Source organism: Prevotella sp. HMSC077E09 (assembly GCF_001814685.1).
Taxonomy (GTDB): domain Bacteria; phylum Bacteroidota; class Bacteroidia; order Bacteroidales; family Bacteroidaceae; genus Prevotella; species Prevotella oris.
The window spans coordinates 84,218-105,205 of record NZ_KV817495.1; the positions used below are offsets into that span (position 1 = coordinate 84,218).

The following is a 20,988-nucleotide window of genomic DNA, read 5'->3' on the forward strand; positions in this document are numbered from 1 at the left end:
ATATAATAATGTATATAAAAGATTGTTGTTTAACTTATGGCAAAGATAAGAAAAAAACTTGAAACCACAAGAAACATCTCATTTAAGAATAGATAACAAATACAGTCGCATTCCATTTCCATAAAATAATGCTTTAATTATGATTCACGCTGTCAAATGAGATTTATTCTATAAACATTTTGTAAATTTGCATACAACAGTGGGATTGTTCTATGTCATGCAAATACATGAATACCATGGAAATTCTTAGGACTATATCCCGTCAACACAATGCAGGCAATTGCAATTTCGAATTAAAATTTGTAATTTTAAGGGTATGGAAATAGCTATCATTGGTGGTGGTGCAGCTGGATTCATGGCTGCTATCACAGCGCAAAAGACTGATCCGGCAAGCAAAGTAACAATCTTTGAACGGGCACAGAAAGTGCTGGCAAAGGTAGAAATCACAGGTGGCGGACGCTGTAATGTCACAAACAGCTTTGCCACTATCACGGATATGAAGCAGGCTTATCCGCGTGGAGACAAGCTCATGAAACGACTGATGAAAACATTCAGCTATGAAGATACTTACAAATGGTTTGAGAAACATGGTGTTCCATTAGTGACACAGGATGATGAATGCGTCTTTCCAAAGGCACAGGATGCTCATGCTGTCATCGACTGCTTAGTGCGCCAGGCTCGCGAATTAGAAATAACGGTGTGTTGTAAACATCGACTCACAGACATCCGTCAGAAAGAAGATGGAAGTTTTGAACTTATGTTTGAGAAAGCTTCTCATCGCAGTTTCCACCGTGTCATCGTGACAACAGGAGGATCGCCCCATGCCCGTGGATTGGATTATCTTGCTCGTCTTGGGCACAAAATAGAGCAACCTGTACCCTCGCTCTTTACATTTAATATCACAGACCGTTCTTTCTGCAATCTGATGGGAACGGTTGCAGACCCTGTTGTGACGGCAATACCGGGCACAAAGATGCGTGCAGAAGGAGCATTGCTTGTGACCCATTGGGGCATGAGTGGTCCGGCTGTCTTGAAATTGTCGTCATATGCTGCCCGCTGGCTCGCAGAACACGATTACAAGTCTCCGCTTGCTGTCAGCTGGACAGGCAGACGGACACGGCAGGAAGTAGAAGAAGAACTCTTGCAATTGCAGACTATTAATCCGCGCAAGCAACTTGGTACACTGCATCCCCTTGGACTTCCTTCACGCTTATGGCTCTATATTTTGAACAAACTCGGTTTGAACACAGCAAAACCATGGGGAGAAATCGGCCGTAAGACACTGAACCGTTTGGTAGAGACGTTAGTCAACGACCAGTACACCATTGCGGACAAAGGTTCTTTCCGTGAGGAGTTCGTGACTTGTGGCGGTGTAAGTCTTCAATCGGTCAATGTAAAAACGCTCGAAAGCAAAGTTTGTCCGGGTCTGTTCTTTGCAGGAGAAGTTTTGGATATCGATGCCATTACAGGAGGGTTCAACCTGCAAGCAGCATGGACAACAGGAGTCGTGGCAGGGCTATCGGCTGCCAGTCATTGATAAAACAGACTCTTTTTGCAGGATATTAATAAACCATGAATAAAAGCAATACAAGTCAATTGATTTCTGTGGTCATACCCATATATAATGCAGAAGACACACTTCGCGAGTGTGTGCAAAGCGTTTTGAGACAATCTTATCCTGATTATGAATTGATTTTAGTTGACAATGGTAGCAGCGATAACAGTTCTACAATTTGCGATGAGTATGCAAATCTGGTGAATGTCACCATCATTCATCAACAGAACAAAGGTCGAACTGCTGCCAGACATAAAGGAGTAAAGAATGCAAAGGGCGCATGGATAGCTTTTGTTGACTCTGACGACCAATTAGAACCACATGCCCTCGAAAAATTTTCAGAACGGATTGACGAGCAAACCGACATTATCTTCGGCAATGGGTCATCCTTGCCCATACCTGAAACCAAAACTATAGGAATTCAGAATTTCAGACACCTTGCAGTGCTTGGAGAAGGAACTATTGGCGTCCCATGGGGAAGTTTATTCAGAAAAGAATTGCTCACACCCTATATCTTCGATTTACCGAAAGAGTTAGAGATGGGTGAAGACTATATTTATTGGCTTAGAATGATTTTTACAACCGAGCGTTCAGTAGCTGTCATCAAGGAAAATCTCTATAGAAAAGGCATCGAACACACCAGCAACAACTTTCATTGGACAGCTGCATATTGCCAGATGCTCAACATCTTCCGCATGAACGCGATACCAGAGAAACAACAACCAGAGTTTCTTGCAAACACTGTCACAGACAGAATAACTAACCTATTAGCTGTTGCAGTATGCGAACCTCGCAGCAAATGGATACGTCATCCCTTTTATCTCGAACTTCGGACAGACATGAAGAAAACAGCAATCACATTCACCCCAAAACAGTATATCTTCCTCTCTATCCTCAACCGAAGACTCAGACGGTTATATTACATACTGTCAAAACAAATACACAAATTCAGATAGCAACAGAAGCTTTGAGTTACAGTAAGAGAGAAATTAAGACCTATGAGTAATAGAAGAGAACACCTAATATAAGTCATTTTCTTTAATACTCCATTTTATCGCCTTGCAATTTGCATCAAATCACCACGCATTTTGAGTCAAATCAGAGCGTGAGTTGAGTCAGGTTACCCGATGATATGACTTGAGTTACACCGCAAAAATAACGCATCCAATGCCCTACTCTACCATAAAGAGCATGTAAGAAAGGCTGAAATTGAAGGATTGTAAACAAAAAAGGCTGCGACATTTCTGCCACAGCCTTATATAGAATTACGAATATAATCTTTTATTCTGTAACGACCTCACGCTCTGTGAAGTCGAGCACATTCTTGCGGTTAGCCTGCATGCGCTCATATTCTTCTTTCGAGCCTACAACTAATTTGTCCCACTGGCGGAGACCAGTACCTGCAGGTATCAAGTGACCGCAGATTACATTTTCCTTCATGCCTTCGAGACGATCCTGCTTACCGCGGATAGCAGCCTCGTTGAGTACCTTGGTTGTTTCCTGGAACGAAGCAGCACTCATGAAGCTCTTGGTTGCAAGAGCTGCGCGTGTGATACCCTGGAGAATCTGAGTTGAAGTTGCAGCAACGGCATCACGCACCTGAACCGGTTTCAAGTCGCGGCGCTTCAAGGAAGAGTTCTCATCGCGGAGTTTGCGGGCTGAAACAATCTGACCAGCCTTCAGAACCTCTGAATCACCAGCATCAGTTACTACCTTCTTACCCCAGATGCGGTCGTTCTCTTCAGCAAAGTCGAGCTTATCAACCATTTCCTGTTCAAGGAATGTCGTATCTCCCGGATCGTCAATGCGAACCTTACGCATCATCTGACGAACAATGATTTCGAAGTGTTTATCGTTAATCTTCACACCCTGGAGACGGTAAACATCCTGAACTTCATTCACGATATACTCCTGAACGGCCGTAGGACCCTTGATTGCCAAGATGTCGCTCGGTGTGATAACACCATCAGAAAGTGGTGTACCGGCACGCACGGCATCATGCTCCTGTACAAGTATCTGCTTGGAAAGTGATACAAGATACTTCTTCTGATCACCAGTCTTGGAGGTAACGATAATCTCGCGGTTGCCACGTTTCACCTTGCCCATAGTTACCTCACCGTCGATTTCAGAAACGACTGCAGGATTAGATGGGTTGCGAGCTTCAAAGAGCTCGGTTACACGAGGAAGACCACCGGTGATATCGCCGGCACCACCAACGGCACGAGGAATCTTGACTAACGTTGTACCTGTTCTGACAGTAGCACCGTCTTCTACGACAACGTGCCCACCTACAGGGAAGTTATAGGTACCGATGACCTCGCCATTGGCACCGATAATGTCACAGGCTGGAAGCTTTGACTTATCCTTGGAATCGGTGATGATCTTTTCAGTCAGACCTGTTGTATCATCGGTTTCTGCATGGAACGTAACACCTTCAACAACATCTTTAAACTTCAACGTACCTGCATACTCAGATACGATGACAGCATTGAATGGGTCCCACTTAGCAATAAGGTCGCCCGGTTTTACGCGGTTGCCCTGCTTGAAGTAGAGTGAAGAACCATAAGGTACGTTGAGCGTACTCAATACGATCTCGGTGTTAGGATCTACGAAGCGTATTTCGGCCAAACGGCTCACAACCATCTGGCAGTCCTTGTCGTCATCATCCTTGAACGGAACCGTACGAAGTTCATCGAACTCAACCTTAGCTTCGTTCTTGGCAACAATGCTTGCATTGGCTGCAGCGTTACCAGCGACACCACCGGCGTGGAACGTACGGAGGGTCAACTGTGTACCCGGCTCACCAATAGCCTGTGCAGCAATGACACCGGCAGCCTCGCCAAGCTGTACCATACGGGCTGTAGCAAGGTTACGACCATAACACTTCATACATACGCCATGCTTGCTTTCACAGGTGAGCACCGAACGGATCTCAACCATTTCGATAGGAGATTCATCGATAATCTTAGCCTTGTCCTCATTGATTTCCTCGCCAGCACGAACGATGATTTCGCCCGTTGTTGGGTGGATAACATCGTGAACAGATACACGGCCAAGAATACGTTCATAGAGTGAGGAGATAATCTCATCGCCATTCTTCAACGCACGGCATTCAAGACCACGCAGTGTACCACAGTCTTCCTCAGTGATAATCACATCATGGGATACGTCGACAAGACGACGGGTCAGATAACCTGCATCGGCTGTTTTCATAGCGGTATCGGCCAAACCCTTACGGGCACCGTGAGAAGAAATAAAGTATTCGAGCACAGACATACCTTCCTTGAAGTTAGAAAGGATAGGGTTCTCGATAATCTGCTGACCTTCGGCACCTGCCTTCTGTGGCTTAGCCATCAGACCACGCATACCGGAAAGCTGCTTAATCTGATCCTTAGAACCACGGGCACCGGAGTCGAGCATCATATATACAGCGTTGAAACCTTGATCGGCCTCGGTCATCTGCTTCATCAAAATGTTACCAAGGTCATTGTTGACATGGGTCCATGCATCAATTACCTGATTGTAGCGCTCGGTATCTGTGATGAAACCCATTTCGTAGTTAGCTTTGATCTGATCAACTTCAGCCTGGCCCTTGCCAACAATCTTAGCTTTCTCCTCCGGGATAATAATATCATCGAGGTTGAAAGAAAGACCTGCAACATAAGCCATACGATAACCCAAGTTCTTGATACCGTCAAGGAATGAGCAGGCACGAGCCATACCGACCGCCTTGATTACATCAGAGATAATGCCACGCAAGGTTTTCTTTGAAATGACATCATTGAAGAAGCCTACTTCATCGGGAATGATCTGATTGACAATGACACGACCAACAGAAGTTTCAACCATATGGCGAACAGGTTTGTCATCAACCAAATCTTCAACAATACACTTAATCTTGGCATGCAGATCGCAGCGACCTTCATTGTGTGCAATGATAGCCTCTTCCGGGCCATAGAATGTCAGACCTTCACCCTGTGCACCAGGACGCATCTTGGTGATATAGTAAAGACCAAGCACCATATCCTGAGAAGGAACGGTGATAGGAGCACCATTGGCTGGGTTCAGAATGTTGTGGCTCTGAAGCATCAGTATCTGTGCCTCAAGAACAGCCTCATTGCTCAATGGAAGGTGAACAGCCATTTGGTCACCATCGAAGTCGGCATTGAACGCCGTACAAGCCAATGGATGAAGCTGAATAGCCTTACCTTCAATAAGTTTTGGCTGGAAAGCCTGAATACCCAAACGGTGAAGTGTCGGTGCACGGTTCAACATGACAGGATGACCCTTCATCACGTTCTCAAGAATATCCCAGATAACCGGCTCACGGCGGTCTACAATCTTCTTGGCACTCTTAACAGTTTTCACGATACCGCGCTCAATAAGCTTACGGATAATGAATGGTTTATACAGTTCGGCAGCCATGAGTTTAGGCAAACCACACTCGCCCATCTTCAATTCAGGACCTACAACGATAACTGAACGCGCTGAATAGTCAACACGTTTACCAAGGAGGTTCTGACGGAAACGTCCCTGCTTACCCTTCAAAGAGTCAGAGAGAGACTTCAACGGGCGGTTGCTTTCGCTCTTCACTGCTGAAGCTTTGCGAGAGTTGTCGAACAAAGAGTCGACAGCTTCCTGGAGCATACGCTTCTCATTACGGAGGATTACTTCAGGAGCCTTGATTTCCATCAGTCGTTTCAAACGATTGTTACGAATGATGACACGACGATAGAGATCGTTCAAGTCAGAGGTTGCAAAACGGCCACCATCCAACGGAACAAGCGGACGAAGCTCTGGCGGAATAACAGGAACAATCTTCATGATCATCCACTCAGGCTTGTTGACTCCCTTCGATGCACGGAAAGCCTCTACAACCTGAAGGCGCTTCAAAGCTTCGGTCTTGCGCTGCTGGCTGCCGTCATTGTTTGCACGGTCGCGCAATTCATAGCTAAGACCATCAAGGTCGATATCCATCAACAAATCATAGATAGCCTCGGCACCCATCTTGGCAACGAACTTATTAGGATCGCTGTCATCAAGATAGTCGTTGTTAGGATCTACCTGATTATCAAGAATATCGAAGTATTCATCTTCTGACAGAAGATCCATCTTGTGAGAACCATTCAGTTCTACACCGTCAGCATCCTTCTTGCCTTCCATAGCACCTGGTTTGATGACGATATACTTTTCGTAGTAAATGACAGCATCAAGCTTCTTGGTTGGCAGACCAAGCAGATAACCAATCTTGTTGGGCAATGAACGGAAATACCAGATATGTGCAACCGGCACAACGAGTTCTATATGACCAGAACGCTCACGACGTACTTTCTTCTCAGTCACTTCTACACCGCATCGGTCACAGACAATGCCTTTATAGCGAATACGCTTATACTTTCCACAGGCACACTCATAGTCGCGTGTAGGACCAAAGATGCGTTCACAGAAAAGACCATCGCGTTCAGGCTTGTATGTTCGATAATTTATGGTTTCAGGTTTGGTAACCTCACCATACGAATTTTCCAGGATTTCCTCCGGAGAGGCAAGTCCAAGGGTAATTTTCGTGAAATTATTCTTTACTTTTGAATCTTTCTTAAAAGCCATATTTATCTTTCAATTAGGGTGTTCACATTAATCGAGTTTGATGCTCAGACCAAGACCACGAAGTTCATGCAGTAATACGTTGAGTGACTCTGGAATACCAGGTGTCGGCATTGGGTCACCTTTCACGATAGCCTCGTAAGCCTTGCTACGTCCAACGGTATCATCTGACTTGATAGTCAGAATCTCTTGCAATACGTGGCTTGCACCAAAGGCTTCGATAGCCCAGACTTCCATTTCTCCGAAACGCTGACCACCAAACTGTGCCTTACCTCCAAGTGGCTGTTGTGTAATAAGTGAGTATGGGCCGATTGAACGGGCATGCATCTTATCCTCAACCATGTGGCCTAACTTCAAGAAGTAGGTGATACCTACAGTTGCAGGCTGGTCGAACTTCTCACCTGTTTCACCGTCATAGATATAGGTAGAACAGAGGTTAGGCAGGCCAGCCTTGTCGGTCCATTCTTTCAAGTCCTCCAACTTAGCACCATCAAAGATTGGTGTTGCAAACTTACATCCCAACTTCTGACCGGCAGCACCAAGGATAGCCTCGAAAATCTGTCCCAAGTTCATACGGGAAGGCACACCCATTGGGTTAAGTACTAAGTCTACAGGACGACCGTCTTCAAGGAACGGCATATCCTCTGTGCGGACAACCTTTGAAACAATACCCTTGTTACCATGGCGACCGGCAAGCTTGTCACCAACCTGTATCTTACGCTTCTTGGCAACATAGACCTTAGCCATCTGCAGAATACCAGAAGGAAGTTCGTCGCCGATTGAAATAGCAAACTTCTTGCGCTTCATTTCAGCATCAAGCAGCTTATACTTGCGGATATAGTTCATGATGAGTTTCTGAATGAGTGCATTCGTGTGGTCATCATCTGTCCAGTTGTTACTCTGGATTCCATCAAACTCAAGGTTCTTCAATGTAGGAACAGTGAACTTGCTACCCTTGGTAATAATCTCAGCACCAGTGTAATCTTTCACACCTTGAGAAATCTTACCTTCAGTAAGCGTCATCAGTTTGTCTACAAGAATATCCTTCAAGTCGTTGTTCTTTGCCTCATACTCTTCATCTATCTTTGCAAGGAGTATCTTATCCTGCTTCTTGGAATCGCGGGTCTTAACAGCACGAGAGAATAGTTTCTTGTCAATGACGACACCGCTCAAAGAAGGATTGGCCTTCAATGAAGAGTCTTTCACATCGCCAGCCTTATCACCAAAGATTGCACGGAGCAACTTCTCTTCAGGAGAAGGATCGCTCTCACCCTTTGGAGAAATCTTACCAATGAGGATATCACCTGGTTCTACACGTGCACCAACACGGATTACACCATTATCATCGAGATCTTTGGTTGCTTCCTCACTGACGTTTGGAATATCTGATGTGAATTCCTCAACACCACGCTTGGTCTCACGAACATCAAGAGAATATTCGTCTACGTGAACAGAGGTAAGCACATCTTCGCGCACCATACGCTCTGAAATAACGACAGCATCCTCGTAGTTGTAACCCTTCCAAGGGATATAGGCAACAAGCAAGTTGCGACCAAGTGCCAATTCACCGTTTTCAGTAGCATAGCCTTCTGTCAGGATATCTCCTGCCTTGACACGCTGCCCCTTATCACAGATAGGACGAAGGTCGATGGTCATATTCTGATTGGTACGACGGAACTTTGGAATGCGATACTCCTTCAATGCAGGTTCGAAGCTGACAAACTCGTCTTCTTCTGTGCGGTCATAAAGAATGCGAATTGTCGTTGCATCAACATATTCGATAACACCGTCACCTTCAGCTGTAATCATTGTACGTGAATCCTCACATACCTGCTTCTCAAGTCCGGTACCTACAATAGGTGCATCATTGTGAATCAATGGCACAGCCTGACGCATCATATTACATCCCATCAATGCACGGTGACCGTCATCATGCTCCAAGAATGGAATCAAGGAAGCTGAAACAGATGCAATCTGCTGTGGTGAAACGTCTACCAAATCAACCTGGTCAGGAGTTACTACTGGGTAGTCTGCATCCTGACGACACTTTACCGTATCTCTCTGGAAGGCACCATCTACAGAAAGAGGTGCGTTTCCTTGACCAATAATCTTGTCTTCTTCCTCTTCTGCTGTCAGATAAACAACATCCTTGTTATCCATGTCTACTTTTGCATTGTTAACCTTACGATAAGGGGTAACGATGAAACCAAGATCATTGATCTTTGCATAGATACAGAGGGAAGATATCAAACCGATATTTGGCCCTTCAGGACTCTCAATTGGACAGAGACGACCATAGTGAGTATAGTGTACATCGCGAACCTCGAAACCTGCACGCTCACGTGACAGACCACCAGGGCCAAGGGCAGACAGACGACGCTTGTGAGTAACCTCGGCAAGTGGGTTTGTCTGGTCCATGAACTGGCTCAACGGATTGGTTCCAAAGAACGAGTTGATAACGCTTGAGATAGTCTTTGCATTAATAAGATCAGTCGGAGTGAACACTTCATTGTCACGAACGTTCATACGCTCACGAATAGTGCGGCTCATGCGTGCCAGACCAATGGCAAATTGATTGGCAAGCTGTTCTCCTACTGTGCGCACACGGCGGTTACTCAAGTGGTCGATATCATCAACAGTGGCATTGGAATTAACCAACTGGATGAGATATTTTATGATTTCAATAACATCGTCTTTAGTCAACACACGGGTATCCATGTCTGTGTCGAGCCCCAACTTCTTATTGATACGGTAACGTCCTACCTCACCGAGGTCATAACGCTTATCCGAGAAGAACAGGTTCTGGAAGACTTCACGTGCACTGGCATCATCTGCAGGATCAGCATTGCGCAACTGGCGATAGATGTAGTTGACGGCTTCTTTCTCAGAGTTGCTGGGATCCTTTGACAGTGTATTGAAAATAATGGTGTACTTATTGGCTGCCTCTGCGTCTTTATGAAGCAGGATTGTTGAAGCACCACTTTCGAGAATCTCGTCGATATTATCTTCTGTCAACTCGGTTTCGCGCTCCATGATGACTTCGTTACGCTCAATAGATACAACTTCACCCGTATCTTCATCTACGAAGTCCTCATTCCAGCTCTTCAACACGCGCGCTGCCAACTTACGACCGATAGCAGCCTTCATGTTCTTCTTGTTGACCTTCAACTCTTCAGCAAGGTCAAAAATCTGCAAGATATCTTTATCCTGCTCATAGCCCATTGCACGAAGAAGGGTTGTTACCGGCAGCTTCTTCTTACGGTCGATATAGGCATACATGACATTATTGATGTCTGTAGCAAATTCAATCCATGAACCCTTGAAAGGGATGATACGTGCACTATAAAGAACAGTTCCATTGGCATGGATGCCTTGTCCGAAGAACACACCTGGTGAACGGTGCAACTGTGAAACAACAACACGCTCGGCACCATTGATGACAAACGTACCATTGGAGGTCATATAAGGAATTGTTCCCAAGAAAACATCCTGAATGAATGTACCGAAATCCTCATGATCAGGATCGGTGCAATACAGTTTCATCTTAGCCTTTAAAGGTACACTATAAGTCAGGCCACGCTCGAGACACTCATCAATAGAGTAACGAGGTGGGTCAATATAGTAATCCAAGAACTCAAGAACGAAATTGTTACGCGTATCGGTGATAGGGAAGTTCTCTGCGAACACCTTATAAAGACCGTCGTTCTTGCGTTCCTCAGGCGGAGTATCCAACTGTAAGAAGTCACGGAAAGACTTCAGCTGCACATCGAGAAAATCCGGATATGGCAGCGGATTATGCACGCTGGCAAAATTTACTCTGTTATCAACAACTTTTGTCATATATTAATATTTAATTGGCCCAACCGGGCTAATAAGCTTCATCAGCCTAATCAGGCTAATTATGTATAAAAGACACAAAAAGGTTAGGACCAACCTACTTGGAAGATCCTAACCGTATTTAAAGAAAAACTGTAATTCTGAATTACTTCAGCTCTACCTTGGCACCAGCCTCTTCGATAACCTTCTTCAGGTTCTCAGCCTCGTCCTTAGCAACGCCTTCCTTAATTGTAGAAGGAGCACCATCTACGAGATCCTTAGCTTCTTTCAGACCAAGACCGCAAGCTTCCTTAACAGCCTTCACAACCTGAAGCTTTGTAGCACCAACTTCAGCGAGGACTACGTCGAATGAAGACTTCTCCTCTGCTGCAGCTGCACCACCAGCAGCAGGACCAGCAGCTACAGCAACAGCTGCAGCGGCAGGCTCAATACCATACTCGTCCTTCAGGACTGTTGCCAACTCATTTACTTCCTTAACAGTAAGATTTACTAATTCTTCTGCAATAGCTTTAATGTCTGCCATTTTATTCTAAAATTTAATTGTTCTTGTTAAAATTATGTTTTTGACTCTATAATTGAATGCTGTTCAACTATTATTCAGGACGCTCGCCTAAAGTCTTGAGCACACCATGGATGGTGTTTGCGCCTGACTGAAGAGCAGAAACAACGTTCTTTGCAGGAGACTGCAACAGAGAAACGATCTCTGCGATAACCTCGTTCTTGCTCTTGAGGGCTGCAAGTTCTGCAAGCTTATCTGCACCAACATAGATGCTTTCCTCTGCATATGCAGCCTTGAGTGCAGGAATTCCTTCCTTTTCGTATTCCTTCAGCAACTTGGCAGGAACATTAGCTGTTGTTGTAAACATAACAGCTGTAGTACCTTTCAGTGTGCCATATAAAGGTTCAAAATCAATATCCGAAGCCTCGAAAGCCTTGTGCAGAAGTTTGTTCTTCACAACGACCATCTTGATTTCGCTCTTGAAGCACTTGCGGCGAAGTGTACTCGTAGCCTCTGCATTCAGTCCGGTAAGGTCTACCAGATAGAAATGAGGATACTCTTTCAGCTTCTCGCCAAGTTCAACGATAATAGTATCTTTTACTTCTTTCTTCATTGTACAAAACTTTTAGAGTTATTCAACTGATTTAGGATCAATTTTGATACCCTTACTCATAGTGCTTGAAATAAAGATACTCTTGATATATGTACCTTTAGCAGCAGCAGGCTTCAATTTGATAACCGTCTGGATAAATTCCTTCGCGTTACCGAAAATCTGCTCAGGGGTCATTGATACCTTACCGATTGAGGTATGGATAATACCAGCCTTATCAACCTTAAAGTCAATCTTACCCTGTTTAACTTCCTTTACTGCCTTGGCAACATCCATTGTTACAGTACCACTCTTGGGGTTTGGCATCAAACCACGAGGACCGAGTACACGGCCTAAAGGTCCAATCTTACCCATGCAAGACGGCATAGTGATGATGACGTCAATGTCGGTCCAACCACCTTTGATTTTCTCAACATATTCATCAAGACCAGCATAATCAGCACCAGCTTCCTTTGCGGCAGCTTCCTGATCAGGAGTACAGAGTGCAAGCACACGAACAGTCTTACCAGTTCCGTTAGGCAGTGAAACGACACCGCGAACCATCTGGTTAGCCTTACGTGGGTCAACGCCCAGACGTACATCAATATCCAGAGACGCATCAAACTTTGTTGTGGTAATTTCCTTAACAAGCTCTGCAGCCTCTTTCAATGTGTATGCCTTCCCTGCTTCAACCTTATCAGCTACTGATTTTTGATTTTTTGTCAGTTTACTCATTTTCTTAATTGAAGTTTTAAATTATTTACCAGGGAAGTCCCCTTTTACAGTAATACCCATACTACGAGCAGTACCAGCAATCAGCTTCATAGCCGACTCAATTGTAAAGCAGTTGAGGTCATTCATCTTATCTTCAGCAATAGCCTTAATTTGTTCCCAGGTTACACTGGCAACCTTCTGACGGTTAGGCTGTGCAGAAGCAGTCTTAATCTTGGCAGCCTCTTTCAGCTGAACAGCTGCAGGAGGAGTCTTGATAATGAAGCTAAATGACTTATCTGTATAGTATGTGATAACAACAGGTAGGATTTTACCTGCCTTATCCTGGGTACGGGCGTTGAACTCTTTGCAGAATCCCATAATATTGATACCCTTAGAACCCAACGCAGGGCCTACTGGAGGTGAAGGATTCGCAGCGCCACCCTTAATCTGTAATTTGATTAAACCAGCAACTTCTTTAGCCATTTTCTTTGTTAATATTAAAAATTGATTTTTATAAAAGGTCAGTCTCTTCCGTAACGAAGCTTAACTTTCCTTTTCTACTTGCATAAAACTTAACTCTAACGGAGTCTTACGTCCGAAGATCTTGACCATCACTTTCAGTTTATGCTTCTCGGCATTAACCTCTTCGATTACACCGCTGAAGCCGCTGAATGGGCCGTCTGTCACTTTCACCGTCTCATCTACAACATATGGGATATCAACTGTATCCTCAATTTCTGTAACTTCGGCAGTTCCCAACATCCTGTTAATCTCAGACTGTGGGACAGGTGAGGGCTCATCCAAACCTCCAAGGAAACCTAAACAGTTAGGCATGAAGCGCAGAGTGTGCGCAACATCACCAACCAGGTTAGCCTCAACAAAGATGTAGCCTGGAAGAGAAATCTTTTCCTTTACCACTCTTTTGCCATTACGCAAGGAAGCATGTTTCTCCACCGGTATCAGAACCTGAGAGACATGCGTACTCAGCAACTCATTATGCTTCAATTCGGCTTCGATATATTCTTTCAGCTTAGCCTCTTTTCCGCTAACGGCGCGCAGTACATACCATTTGTTTCCTGTTTCAGCCATTTCCCGAAAATTAATTTGGATAAATTGTACTCATCACGAACCTGAACAGACTGTCCATCGCGAACACTACCAGTGCAATGACAAGGGAAGCAGATAATACAACCATTGCACTGTGGGTAAGTTCGGCACGTGTTGGCCAAGTAGTCTTATGCGCAAGCTCATCATAGCAAGCTTTGCAATAATTTACTATCTTTTCAAACATATTATCTTCTATTTAGCACGGGAAGCAGGACTCGAACCCACGACCCTCGGTTTTGGAGACCGATGCTCTACCAACTGAGCTATTCCCGTAAGTGAGTTTCCGCTACAACAAGTAACGGAAACTCTTATTTCATAATGACTTCAGTCTTGATTACTTAACATCATCAAGGATTGCAGTAATCTGACCAGAACCTACCGTACGACCACCCTCACGGATAGCGAAACGGAGACCTTCGTTCAGAGCAACCTTGTAGATCAATTCAACCTCAATCTCAACGTTATCACCAGGCATAACCATTTCAACGCCTTCTGGCAACTTGATTTCACCGGTACAGTCCATTGTACGGAGGTAGAACTGAGGACGATACTTGTTACCGAATGGAGTATGACGGCCACCTTCTTCTTTCTTCAATACATAGATAGAAGCCTTGAAGTGATCGTGAGGAGTAATAGCACCCGGGTGCACAACTACCATACCACGCTTAACTTCAGCCTTGTCAATACCACGGAGCAACAAACCTACGTTGTCACCAGCCTGACCTTCAGCAAGGTTCTTGCGGAACATCTCTACACCTGTGATGACAGACTTCTTATCTTCACCAAGACCGAGGAGCTGAACTTCGTCACCTACCTTGCAGACACCGGTTTCGATACGACCTGTAGCAACAGTACCACGACCTGTGATTGAGAATACATCCTCAACTGGCATCAAGAATGGTTTATCAACCTCACGTACTGGTTCCTGAATCCACTCATCAACAGTATCCATCAACTTCATTACTGAGTCAACCCACTTTTCAACGCCGTTCAAAGCACCAAGTGCAGAACCACGGATGATAGGAGTATCCTCTTCGTAACCATACTGTTCGAGGATTTCGCGAACTTCCATTTCAACAAGGTCAAGCATTTCCTCGTCATCAACCATATCACACTTGTTCAAGAATACAACCAAGCGAGGTACGTTTACCTGACGAGCCAAAAGCACGTGTTCACGTGTCTGTGGCATAGGACCATCAGTTGCAGCAACTACCAAGATAGCACCGTCCATCTGAGCAGCACCTGTTACCATGTTCTTCACATAGTCAGCGTGACCCGGGCAGTCTACGTGTGCGTAGTGACGCTTAGCTGTTTCATATTCAATGTGAGCAGAGTTAATGGTGATACCACGCTCTTTCTCTTCGGGAGCATTGTCAATCTGATCGAAAGACTTAACATCCTCTGAACCGAAGCCCTTCTCATGAAGAACCTTTGAAATTGCTGCAGTAAGAGTTGTCTTACCGTGGTCAACGTGACCGATTGTACCAATGTTTACATGGGGTTTGGTACGTACGAATTCTTCTTTAGCCATAGCTTTTCTTTGTTTTATTTATATAAATGTATAATCAATATTTTGTTTTTTCAATATCTATAAAAAATAGAAACCGAAAAGAGCTGTAACTGAGAGTTGAACTCAGGACCTCTTCCTTACCAAGGAAGTGCTCTACCACTGAGCTATTACAGCGTCGGATTGAGAGCGGAAAACGGGGCTCAAACCCGCGACCCCCAGCTTGGAAGGCTAGTGCTCTATCAACTGAGCTATTTCCGCAAAAACTCCTTTCGGATGTGGGTGGTGATGGATTCGAACCACCGAAGGCATCGCCAGCAGATTTACAGTCTGCCCCATTTGGCCACTCTGGTAACCACCCATGTTGTACTTGTCATAAACAGAAGCCTTTTCAGACCATCCGTTGAGCCTCTTGTCGGATTCGAACCAACGACCCCGAGATTACAAATCACGTGCTCTGGCCAACTGAGCTAAAGAGGCAAATCCTTGCAGCCGACTACGACTATAATAGGACGTGTTGTAAAACGGCTGCAAAGATACTGTTTATTTTTCTAATCTCCAAAACTTTTAATCAGTTTTTTCAATGATTGCGGATTTTTTCCTTGAACTTAGTCAACTGCACCTTCATTGAATCAACAGCTTCATCAATTCCCTCCTCAAATGTGTCGCAAGTTTTCTCTACAAAGAGCTTCTGACCTGGCACAGAAACCGTGACACAAGTTTCTTTATTAAGGGCGGTGGCAGGTTTGACTACCTTTAGTTGCACCTCTACTTTCTGTATATCTTCGTAAGTTTTCTCCAACTTGGCGATTTTCTTTTCGATAAACGCCTGTAACTTCTCGGTAGCGTCGAAATGAATCGACTGAATTTTCAGTTCCATAGTTAACTCCGTTTTAAAGGTTAAGCCCTTGGATGGGCAATAGAATATTCACGTTTAAGCTGCTCAAATGTTGTGTGGGTGTAGATTTCTGTCGTCGACAGACTTTCATGCCCGAGCAACTTCTTTACACTTTCAATTCCTGCCTTATGATTGAGCATCGCTGTCGCAAATGTATGACGCAACACATGCGGTGAGCGTTTCTTCAGCGTACACACCTTCGAAAGACTTCGCTTCACTCGTTCTCTCACCAGACTTGCAGACATTCGCTGTCCCTCATCGGTAACAAACAAAGCTTCTGACAACCGATCAACCTCGCGGTCTCTGCACTCCATGTAATCACGAAGCGTGGTGCAAAGCTCTTCACCAAAGGGAATAATGCGCTGTTTATTTCTCTTGCCCGTTACTTTCAACTGGTATTCCGCAAAGTCAACCATTTTGTCATCAAGTCCCGTCAGTTCCGAAAGCCGAATGCCGGTTTCATAGAAAGTCATGATAATCGCACGGTCACGTACGTCTTCAAAACTTCTTGTCCAGTATTCCCGCTCAAGCAGCCTGTCCATCTCCTTTTCTTTCAGGAATTGAGGCAGAGGCTTGCCCTTTTTCGGTCCCGTGATGCCGTGAACCGGATCCTTATCCACAAGCTTTCTTGACAATGCAAAACGATAAAAGGAACGCAACGCACTCAATCGCCTATTGATTGATGCAGCATTGTTTCCTTCATCCATCATGCGCTCCATCCAGTTGCGAACAACATCCGAGTCTACCGACTCCCAAGATACCGGATTTTTCAAGTCTCTAAAGAACTTCTCAAAAGCCCGAAGGTCATCCCCGTAGTTCTTCACCGTCAGTTCGGAGCGGTTACGCTCAAACCTAAGATAGTCGAGAAACTTGTCAATCATCATAAACGCGCTGCTAACATCTACATGTTTATGGCAACGAATTTACGGAATTAAATTCAAACTACCAAATTTTTAACGAGTTTTTATTCCTCGTTTGTGCGCAGCTTCTGTACGTAGATAGCGTGCTCCATCTTGAGTCTCTTCAAAACAGAAGGCTTGTTGTACTGCTGACGAGCACGAAGCTCCTTAACAACACCTGTCTTTTCGAATTTTCTCTTGAATTTCTTGAGAGCTCTTTCGATGTTCTCACCATCTTTTACTGGTACAATAATCATGTTTTTTGTTTTTATTAAATTGTTTATATAAAACTCATCTTCAAGTGGTTACGACCCATCGAGAGCCAACAATCCACTATAAGCGGATGCAAAATTACATCTTATTTCCTGAACTTCCAAATATTTTCCCGTTTTTCTTTGGAAACTATAGAGATTTCTACTTATAGAATAAGGCAAAAAAGTGTCATTGAAATGTACTTTTATAAATAGGCTATAAGGGCTATTGCGCACGATCGTTAAATGTGTATTTTCCATTCGATTACGCACAAAGCCCATATACCTTAATTTCCGCTTGGTTTAGCATTCCAAACAAGAAGCGTCAGAATGACAGACAGGAATGCTGCGCCAATCCAAAAATAGTTGATATAGGTAAAATCATAGACTTCGGTTCCGTTTACCAAATGTTTGTGCCCCTCTATCAGCCATCCGCTCATGATATCCTGAACGCCTGCTCCGATATAACTTGCTACACCGACAACACCAAGCGCTGCACCTGCTGCATTCTTAGGTGCAATGTCGACAGCCATCAATCCTCCAAGGAAACAAATCAGTACACCGATACCCAGACCAAAGAGTACCATGGCAATGACATCTATAACGAAATGCACGCCAGGCACAAGCAGAAAGAGACATAAGGCTACGACATTCAGCAGTCCGAAAACCAATGCAGGAACATTTCGAGATCCTTTAAAGAACTTATCAGAGATAAGTCCAGAAAGAATAGTTCCAACTATACCGCATACAGAGCTAATAGAAATAATAAAGCTGGCATCCAGTGTTGAATAGCCTTTCATCGTTTCAAGATAGAAAACACCCCAGCTGTTGACGGCATATCGACTGATGTACATGAAGGCAGAGCCTAAAGCCAAAATCCAGATTGCAGGATTACGTAAAACAGCCTTTTGCGCTTTATTGAAATCAGTATTTTCTTTCTGTTTATTCAAGTTCTGCTGTTCTAACAAATAACCATACTTCTGCGGCGTATCTTTCATACCTATTTGCATCACAACAAAATATGCGATACCTATCACGCCTGCACCAACCAATGCGTAACGCCAGCCAAACTGCGTTGCAATGATTGCTATGGTAATAAAAGTTATTGCCTCGCCAATGTTATGGCTGGCACTCCAAAAACCATAGTAAGTACCTCGGTTACTACTATCAAACCATCTTGACAGAGAGACTACACCCGAAGCGGCCCCCATAGATTGGAAGAATCCATTGATACCCCAGAACAGCGCGAAAAGAAAAAAAGAGTCAGTAAAGCCAAGGATGAGGTTAACCAATGCCGACACCAACAATCCCGTTGCCATCAATCGCTTCACATTACTTCTGTCCGCAATAAAACCGTTGCATAGCTTACCAATGGCATAAGTGAAGAAAAGGCAGGAGCCAATAATGCCTATCTGTGTTTCTGACAAAAAGCCTTCCTCTACCATTGGCTTGCGGATGACATTCATGCTGAGTCGGCAAACATAATAGACTCCATAGCCCAACGTTGCAGTGAGAAAGGATATGATGCGGACACGCTTAAACCTTTCTTTATCCGTCTCGGGCTTGTCGGCCGGAGACGGGATTTTATAAAATGAAAGTACTCTGTTAAGAAGCTCCATCAGTCGTGCAGTTTACGTGAACGTAGGTATTCAATCAGATACTGTGGACGGTCGGTCTGAATAATTCGTGCACCAAGTTTATCGATAAGGTAGCCATATCCTTTATCAGGATTTTCCAAAGACATGTCATCGTCATGTCCACCTGCCATTGTGTCCCAAAGAGTATTATACCAGATGAGTGCCTTTCCCTTGAGTTTTACCGGTAAGGACAGTGGAATAGTATTTGTATCCTTCTTAAATAAAAGTTCAAAAGCAACCGGATGCATATCACTGATAAACTTTTCAACCTGTTCAACTGCGTTTGGTTTATCAAGGTCAACAATGGGCATATAAATCACATCCTTAAGGTAATCGCCATATTGCTTTTTTACTTCCTCGGCAGATTTTGTGCCTTTCATAACGATTTGTTTCGTTGTACCCGTTTCCTGCATTAATTTATACACTTGATCAAAGTATCTGTCGGCCTTGTCAAGATTTAGCATCACTTTCCCTTTGGCATGCAGCAACGCCTCCTTCAATGTCGGCACACGATGAATTGTACGAATGTTGCAGCCATTTTTCAAGTGCAAGGTCTTGATATAAGCCAATGTCGTGTCTGCAATGAGGCCCTTTCCCGTAGTTGTCCTATCAAGTTTAGGGTCGTGCATGAGGATAAGCTGTCCGTCTTTTGTACGTTGCACATCTATCTCAACGATGTCAACTCCCATTTTCGCCGCATTATCAATGGCTTCGAGCGAGTTTTCGCAGAAATTGCGCCAATCGCCACGGTGTGAAGCAACAATTACAGAGCGATTATCTCTGTTGAGTAGTTTCTCTCTGATTAAATTTGCACGGTTTTCGGCTGCCGTGCTGAAAATAGCGACTGCCGAGAAAACGAGCAATAAGAATTTCTTTTGCATGTGAATTGAGGTTATAAGTTAAGGAATTATTGATTTCTGCTTGATGGTCTCTTACTACCACCTATTAATCTTTATCAGATATTTCTTTAACAGCATAGGGTTGTCGCTGAAGATAATGTCTGCTCCATGGTTGATTAGCCACCCATAACTGTTGTCGGGATTGGTAACAGCCATTTCATCGTCATGCCCCGCGTTAAACGTATCCCATAACGAGTTAAGCCAAATACGATAGCCGATCCTCTTGCACTCGGGGATTTTCTTAAGAATAGGGAAATCCTCGCGTGTGAAAGAGAAGCTCATCACGGGCGACGAATAATTCTTGATGAAATCTTCCAATCTTTTATTATCCGCGTCGCCCCCTTTGCAAACAAGTACGGGCATCAGCATGAGGCCGTTCAGACTTTCTCCATAATTTTTTCTTGTTACTTCGCTGTTATCAGTTGTCCGCAAGACAATCTGCCGTTCACAACCATGCTTCTTCACAAGTTCTGCCACTTGCTTTCCGTAAGGTTTCCATTTGTCTACTTGAATAAGTATCTTATCCTTTGCGAGTCGTAGTATCTCCTCGAAGGTCGGTATCTTTTGACGGGTCTTCACACCAATGGGAGTTAACAGGTTAAGTTTCCTGAGCTCGGCCATCGTGTGGTCGGCCACCTTTCCAGAGCCTGTTGTGGTGCGGTCAAGGGTGTCATCGTGCATAATGACCAACACGCCGTCTTTCGTCATCTGGAGATCCACCTCAATACCGTCAAGACCTTCGTCAATACAGTCTTGGAATGCCTGAACAGAATTCTCTGCCGAGTTACGCCAATTGCCACGATGGGCGAAAATCATCACATGTTTCGACTTACCTTTGTCGTGCATGTATTGAAGCAGTGTATCAACCCTGCATGTCTGTCCCACTGTCGTTGACGGTGCTGCTATAAGAAGTAGTACGACAATGGCTTTCTTAAAAATTTTCATAAGTTGTCTTATTGAAGAATTGATTGAGTCTCCAAGCAAGCATTGGTCAG

Annotated in this window: 17 protein-coding genes and 5 tRNA genes; 2 read left to right on the forward strand and 20 right to left on the reverse strand. The window is 44.4% G+C overall.

Going from position 1 to position 20,988, the window contains the following annotated elements:
* The first annotated feature begins 316 nt into the window (after positions 1-316).
* On the forward strand, positions 317-1,537 hold the full coding sequence (locus tag HMPREF2983_RS01040; protein WP_070665770.1) for a BaiN/RdsA family NAD(P)/FAD-dependent oxidoreductase: 1,221 nt from the start codon (positions 317-319) through the stop codon (positions 1,535-1,537).
* Between the two features lie 35 nt (positions 1,538-1,572).
* Positions 1,573-2,511 (forward strand): glycosyltransferase family 2 protein, encoded by a 939-nt coding sequence (locus HMPREF2983_RS01045; protein ID WP_246829308.1) that lies wholly within the window; start codon positions 1,573-1,575, stop codon positions 2,509-2,511.
* A 325-nt stretch (positions 2,512-2,836) separates the two neighbouring features.
* Here the strand turns inward: HMPREF2983_RS01045 and rpoC are convergent, their stop codons facing one another.
* The 20 genes from rpoC to HMPREF2983_RS01140 form a co-directional block, all read right to left on the reverse strand.
* Entirely contained in the window at positions 2,837-7,159 is a 4,323-nt protein-coding gene (gene rpoC / locus HMPREF2983_RS01050; protein WP_004376909.1) for a DNA-directed RNA polymerase subunit beta', read from the reverse strand.
* Between the two features lie 27 nt (positions 7,160-7,186).
* On the reverse strand, positions 7,187-10,996 hold the full coding sequence (gene rpoB / locus HMPREF2983_RS01055; protein WP_070665773.1) for a DNA-directed RNA polymerase subunit beta: 3,810 nt from the start codon (positions 10,994-10,996) through the stop codon (positions 7,187-7,189).
* 142 nt (positions 10,997-11,138) lie between these two features.
* Positions 11,139-11,516 (reverse strand): 50S ribosomal protein L7/L12, encoded by a 378-nt coding sequence (gene rplL / locus HMPREF2983_RS01060; RefSeq protein WP_004373941.1) that lies wholly within the window; start codon positions 11,514-11,516, stop codon positions 11,139-11,141.
* Positions 11,517-11,586: 70 nt separating this feature from the next.
* Positions 11,587-12,105 (reverse strand): 50S ribosomal protein L10, encoded by a 519-nt coding sequence (gene rplJ, locus HMPREF2983_RS01065; protein ID WP_004373950.1) that lies wholly within the window; start codon positions 12,103-12,105, stop codon positions 11,587-11,589.
* An 18-nt stretch (positions 12,106-12,123) separates the two neighbouring features.
* Entirely contained in the window at positions 12,124-12,816 is a 693-nt protein-coding gene (gene rplA / locus HMPREF2983_RS01070) for a 50S ribosomal protein L1 (protein WP_004373953.1), read from the reverse strand.
* A gap of 21 nt (positions 12,817-12,837) precedes the next feature.
* Entirely contained in the window at positions 12,838-13,278 is a 441-nt protein-coding gene (rplK, locus tag HMPREF2983_RS01075) for a 50S ribosomal protein L11 (RefSeq protein ID WP_004376911.1), read from the reverse strand.
* Between the two features lie 60 nt (positions 13,279-13,338).
* Positions 13,339-13,884 (reverse strand): transcription termination/antitermination protein NusG, encoded by a 546-nt coding sequence (gene nusG, locus HMPREF2983_RS01080; RefSeq protein ID WP_004373957.1) that lies wholly within the window; start codon positions 13,882-13,884, stop codon positions 13,339-13,341.
* Positions 13,885-13,894: 10 nt separating this feature from the next.
* Positions 13,895-14,086 (reverse strand): preprotein translocase subunit SecE, encoded by a 192-nt coding sequence (gene secE / locus HMPREF2983_RS13330; protein ID WP_004373958.1) that lies wholly within the window; start codon positions 14,084-14,086, stop codon positions 13,895-13,897.
* 16 nt (positions 14,087-14,102) lie between these two features.
* A tRNA-Trp gene (locus HMPREF2983_RS01085) sits at positions 14,103-14,175 on the reverse strand.
* A gap of 61 nt (positions 14,176-14,236) precedes the next feature.
* Positions 14,237-15,433, reverse strand: a complete 1,197-nt coding sequence (tuf, locus tag HMPREF2983_RS01090; RefSeq protein ID WP_004373959.1) for an elongation factor Tu — start codon at positions 15,431-15,433, stop codon at positions 14,237-14,239.
* Positions 15,434-15,514: 81 nt separating this feature from the next.
* A tRNA-Thr gene (locus tag HMPREF2983_RS01095) sits at positions 15,515-15,586 on the reverse strand.
* Positions 15,587-15,597: 11 nt separating this feature from the next.
* Positions 15,598-15,670, reverse strand: a tRNA-Gly gene (locus tag HMPREF2983_RS01100).
* 18 nt (positions 15,671-15,688) lie between these two features.
* A tRNA-Tyr gene (locus HMPREF2983_RS01105) sits at positions 15,689-15,770 on the reverse strand.
* Between the two features lie 45 nt (positions 15,771-15,815).
* A tRNA-Thr gene (locus tag HMPREF2983_RS01110) sits at positions 15,816-15,889 on the reverse strand.
* 100 nt (positions 15,890-15,989) lie between these two features.
* On the reverse strand, positions 15,990-16,289 hold the full coding sequence (gene hpf / locus HMPREF2983_RS01115; protein ID WP_004373960.1) for a ribosome hibernation-promoting factor, HPF/YfiA family: 300 nt from the start codon (positions 16,287-16,289) through the stop codon (positions 15,990-15,992).
* Positions 16,290-16,309: 20 nt separating this feature from the next.
* Complete coding sequence (gene xerC / locus HMPREF2983_RS01120) at positions 16,310-17,191, reverse strand: tyrosine recombinase XerC (RefSeq protein WP_070665776.1); 882 nt, start codon at positions 17,189-17,191, stop codon at positions 16,310-16,312.
* Between the two features lie 80 nt (positions 17,192-17,271).
* Entirely contained in the window at positions 17,272-17,463 is a 192-nt protein-coding gene (gene rpsU, locus HMPREF2983_RS01125; protein ID WP_004376913.1) for a 30S ribosomal protein S21, read from the reverse strand.
* Positions 17,464-17,744: 281 nt separating this feature from the next.
* Positions 17,745-19,076 carry an MFS transporter gene (locus HMPREF2983_RS01130; protein WP_070665782.1) on the reverse strand — a complete coding sequence of 444 codons (1,332 nt, stop codon included), beginning with the start codon at positions 19,074-19,076 and terminating at the stop codon, positions 17,745-17,747.
* Positions 19,076-19,975 carry a glycerophosphodiester phosphodiesterase family protein gene (locus HMPREF2983_RS01135; protein WP_070665785.1) on the reverse strand — a complete coding sequence of 300 codons (900 nt, stop codon included), beginning with the start codon at positions 19,973-19,975 and terminating at the stop codon, positions 19,076-19,078. The genes HMPREF2983_RS01130 and HMPREF2983_RS01135 overlap by 1 nt, the downstream gene beginning before the upstream one ends.
* A gap of 54 nt (positions 19,976-20,029) precedes the next feature.
* The gene (locus tag HMPREF2983_RS01140) at positions 20,030-20,938 is read right to left on the reverse strand and encodes a glycerophosphodiester phosphodiesterase family protein (RefSeq protein ID WP_070665788.1); all 909 of its coding nucleotides are present in this window, start codon (positions 20,936-20,938) and stop codon (positions 20,030-20,032) included.
* Positions 20,939-20,988: the final 50 nt, after the last annotated feature.

Coding starts and splice junctions, on each gene's coding strand:
- HMPREF2983_RS01040 (WP_070665770.1), top strand. CDS start 317: ATGGAAATAGCTATCATTGGTGGTGGTGCAGCTGGATTCATGGCTGCT.
- HMPREF2983_RS01045 (WP_246829308.1), top strand. CDS start 1,573: ATGAATAAAAGCAATACAAGTCAATTGATTTCTGTGGTCATACCCATA.
- rpoC (WP_004376909.1), bottom strand. CDS start 7,159: ATGGCTTTTAAGAAAGATTCAAAAGTAAAGAATAATTTCACGAAAATT.
- rpoB (WP_070665773.1), bottom strand. CDS start 10,996: ATGACAAAAGTTGTTGATAACAGAGTAAATTTTGCCAGCGTGCATAAT.
- rplL (WP_004373941.1), bottom strand. CDS start 11,516: ATGGCAGACATTAAAGCTATTGCAGAAGAATTAGTAAATCTTACTGTT.
- rplJ (WP_004373950.1), bottom strand. CDS start 12,105: ATGAAGAAAGAAGTAAAAGATACTATTATCGTTGAACTTGGCGAGAAG.
- rplA (WP_004373953.1), bottom strand. CDS start 12,816: ATGAGTAAACTGACAAAAAATCAAAAATCAGTAGCTGATAAGGTTGAA.
- rplK (WP_004376911.1), bottom strand. CDS start 13,278: ATGGCTAAAGAAGTTGCTGGTTTAATCAAATTACAGATTAAGGGTGGC.
- nusG (WP_004373957.1), bottom strand. CDS start 13,884: ATGGCTGAAACAGGAAACAAATGGTATGTACTGCGCGCCGTTAGCGGA.
- secE (WP_004373958.1), bottom strand. CDS start 14,086: ATGTTTGAAAAGATAGTAAATTATTGCAAAGCTTGCTATGATGAGCTT.
- tuf (WP_004373959.1), bottom strand. CDS start 15,433: ATGGCTAAAGAAGAATTCGTACGTACCAAACCCCATGTAAACATTGGT.
- hpf (WP_004373960.1), bottom strand. CDS start 16,289: ATGGAACTGAAAATTCAGTCGATTCATTTCGACGCTACCGAGAAGTTA.
- xerC (WP_070665776.1), bottom strand. CDS start 17,191: ATGATGATTGACAAGTTTCTCGACTATCTTAGGTTTGAGCGTAACCGC.
- rpsU (WP_004376913.1), bottom strand. CDS start 17,463: ATGATTATTGTACCAGTAAAAGATGGTGAGAACATCGAAAGAGCTCTC.
- HMPREF2983_RS01130 (WP_070665782.1), bottom strand. CDS start 19,076: ATGGAGCTTCTTAACAGAGTACTTTCATTTTATAAAATCCCGTCTCCG.
- HMPREF2983_RS01135 (WP_070665785.1), bottom strand. CDS start 19,975: ATGCAAAAGAAATTCTTATTGCTCGTTTTCTCGGCAGTCGCTATTTTC.
- HMPREF2983_RS01140 (WP_070665788.1), bottom strand. CDS start 20,938: ATGAAAATTTTTAAGAAAGCCATTGTCGTACTACTTCTTATAGCAGCA.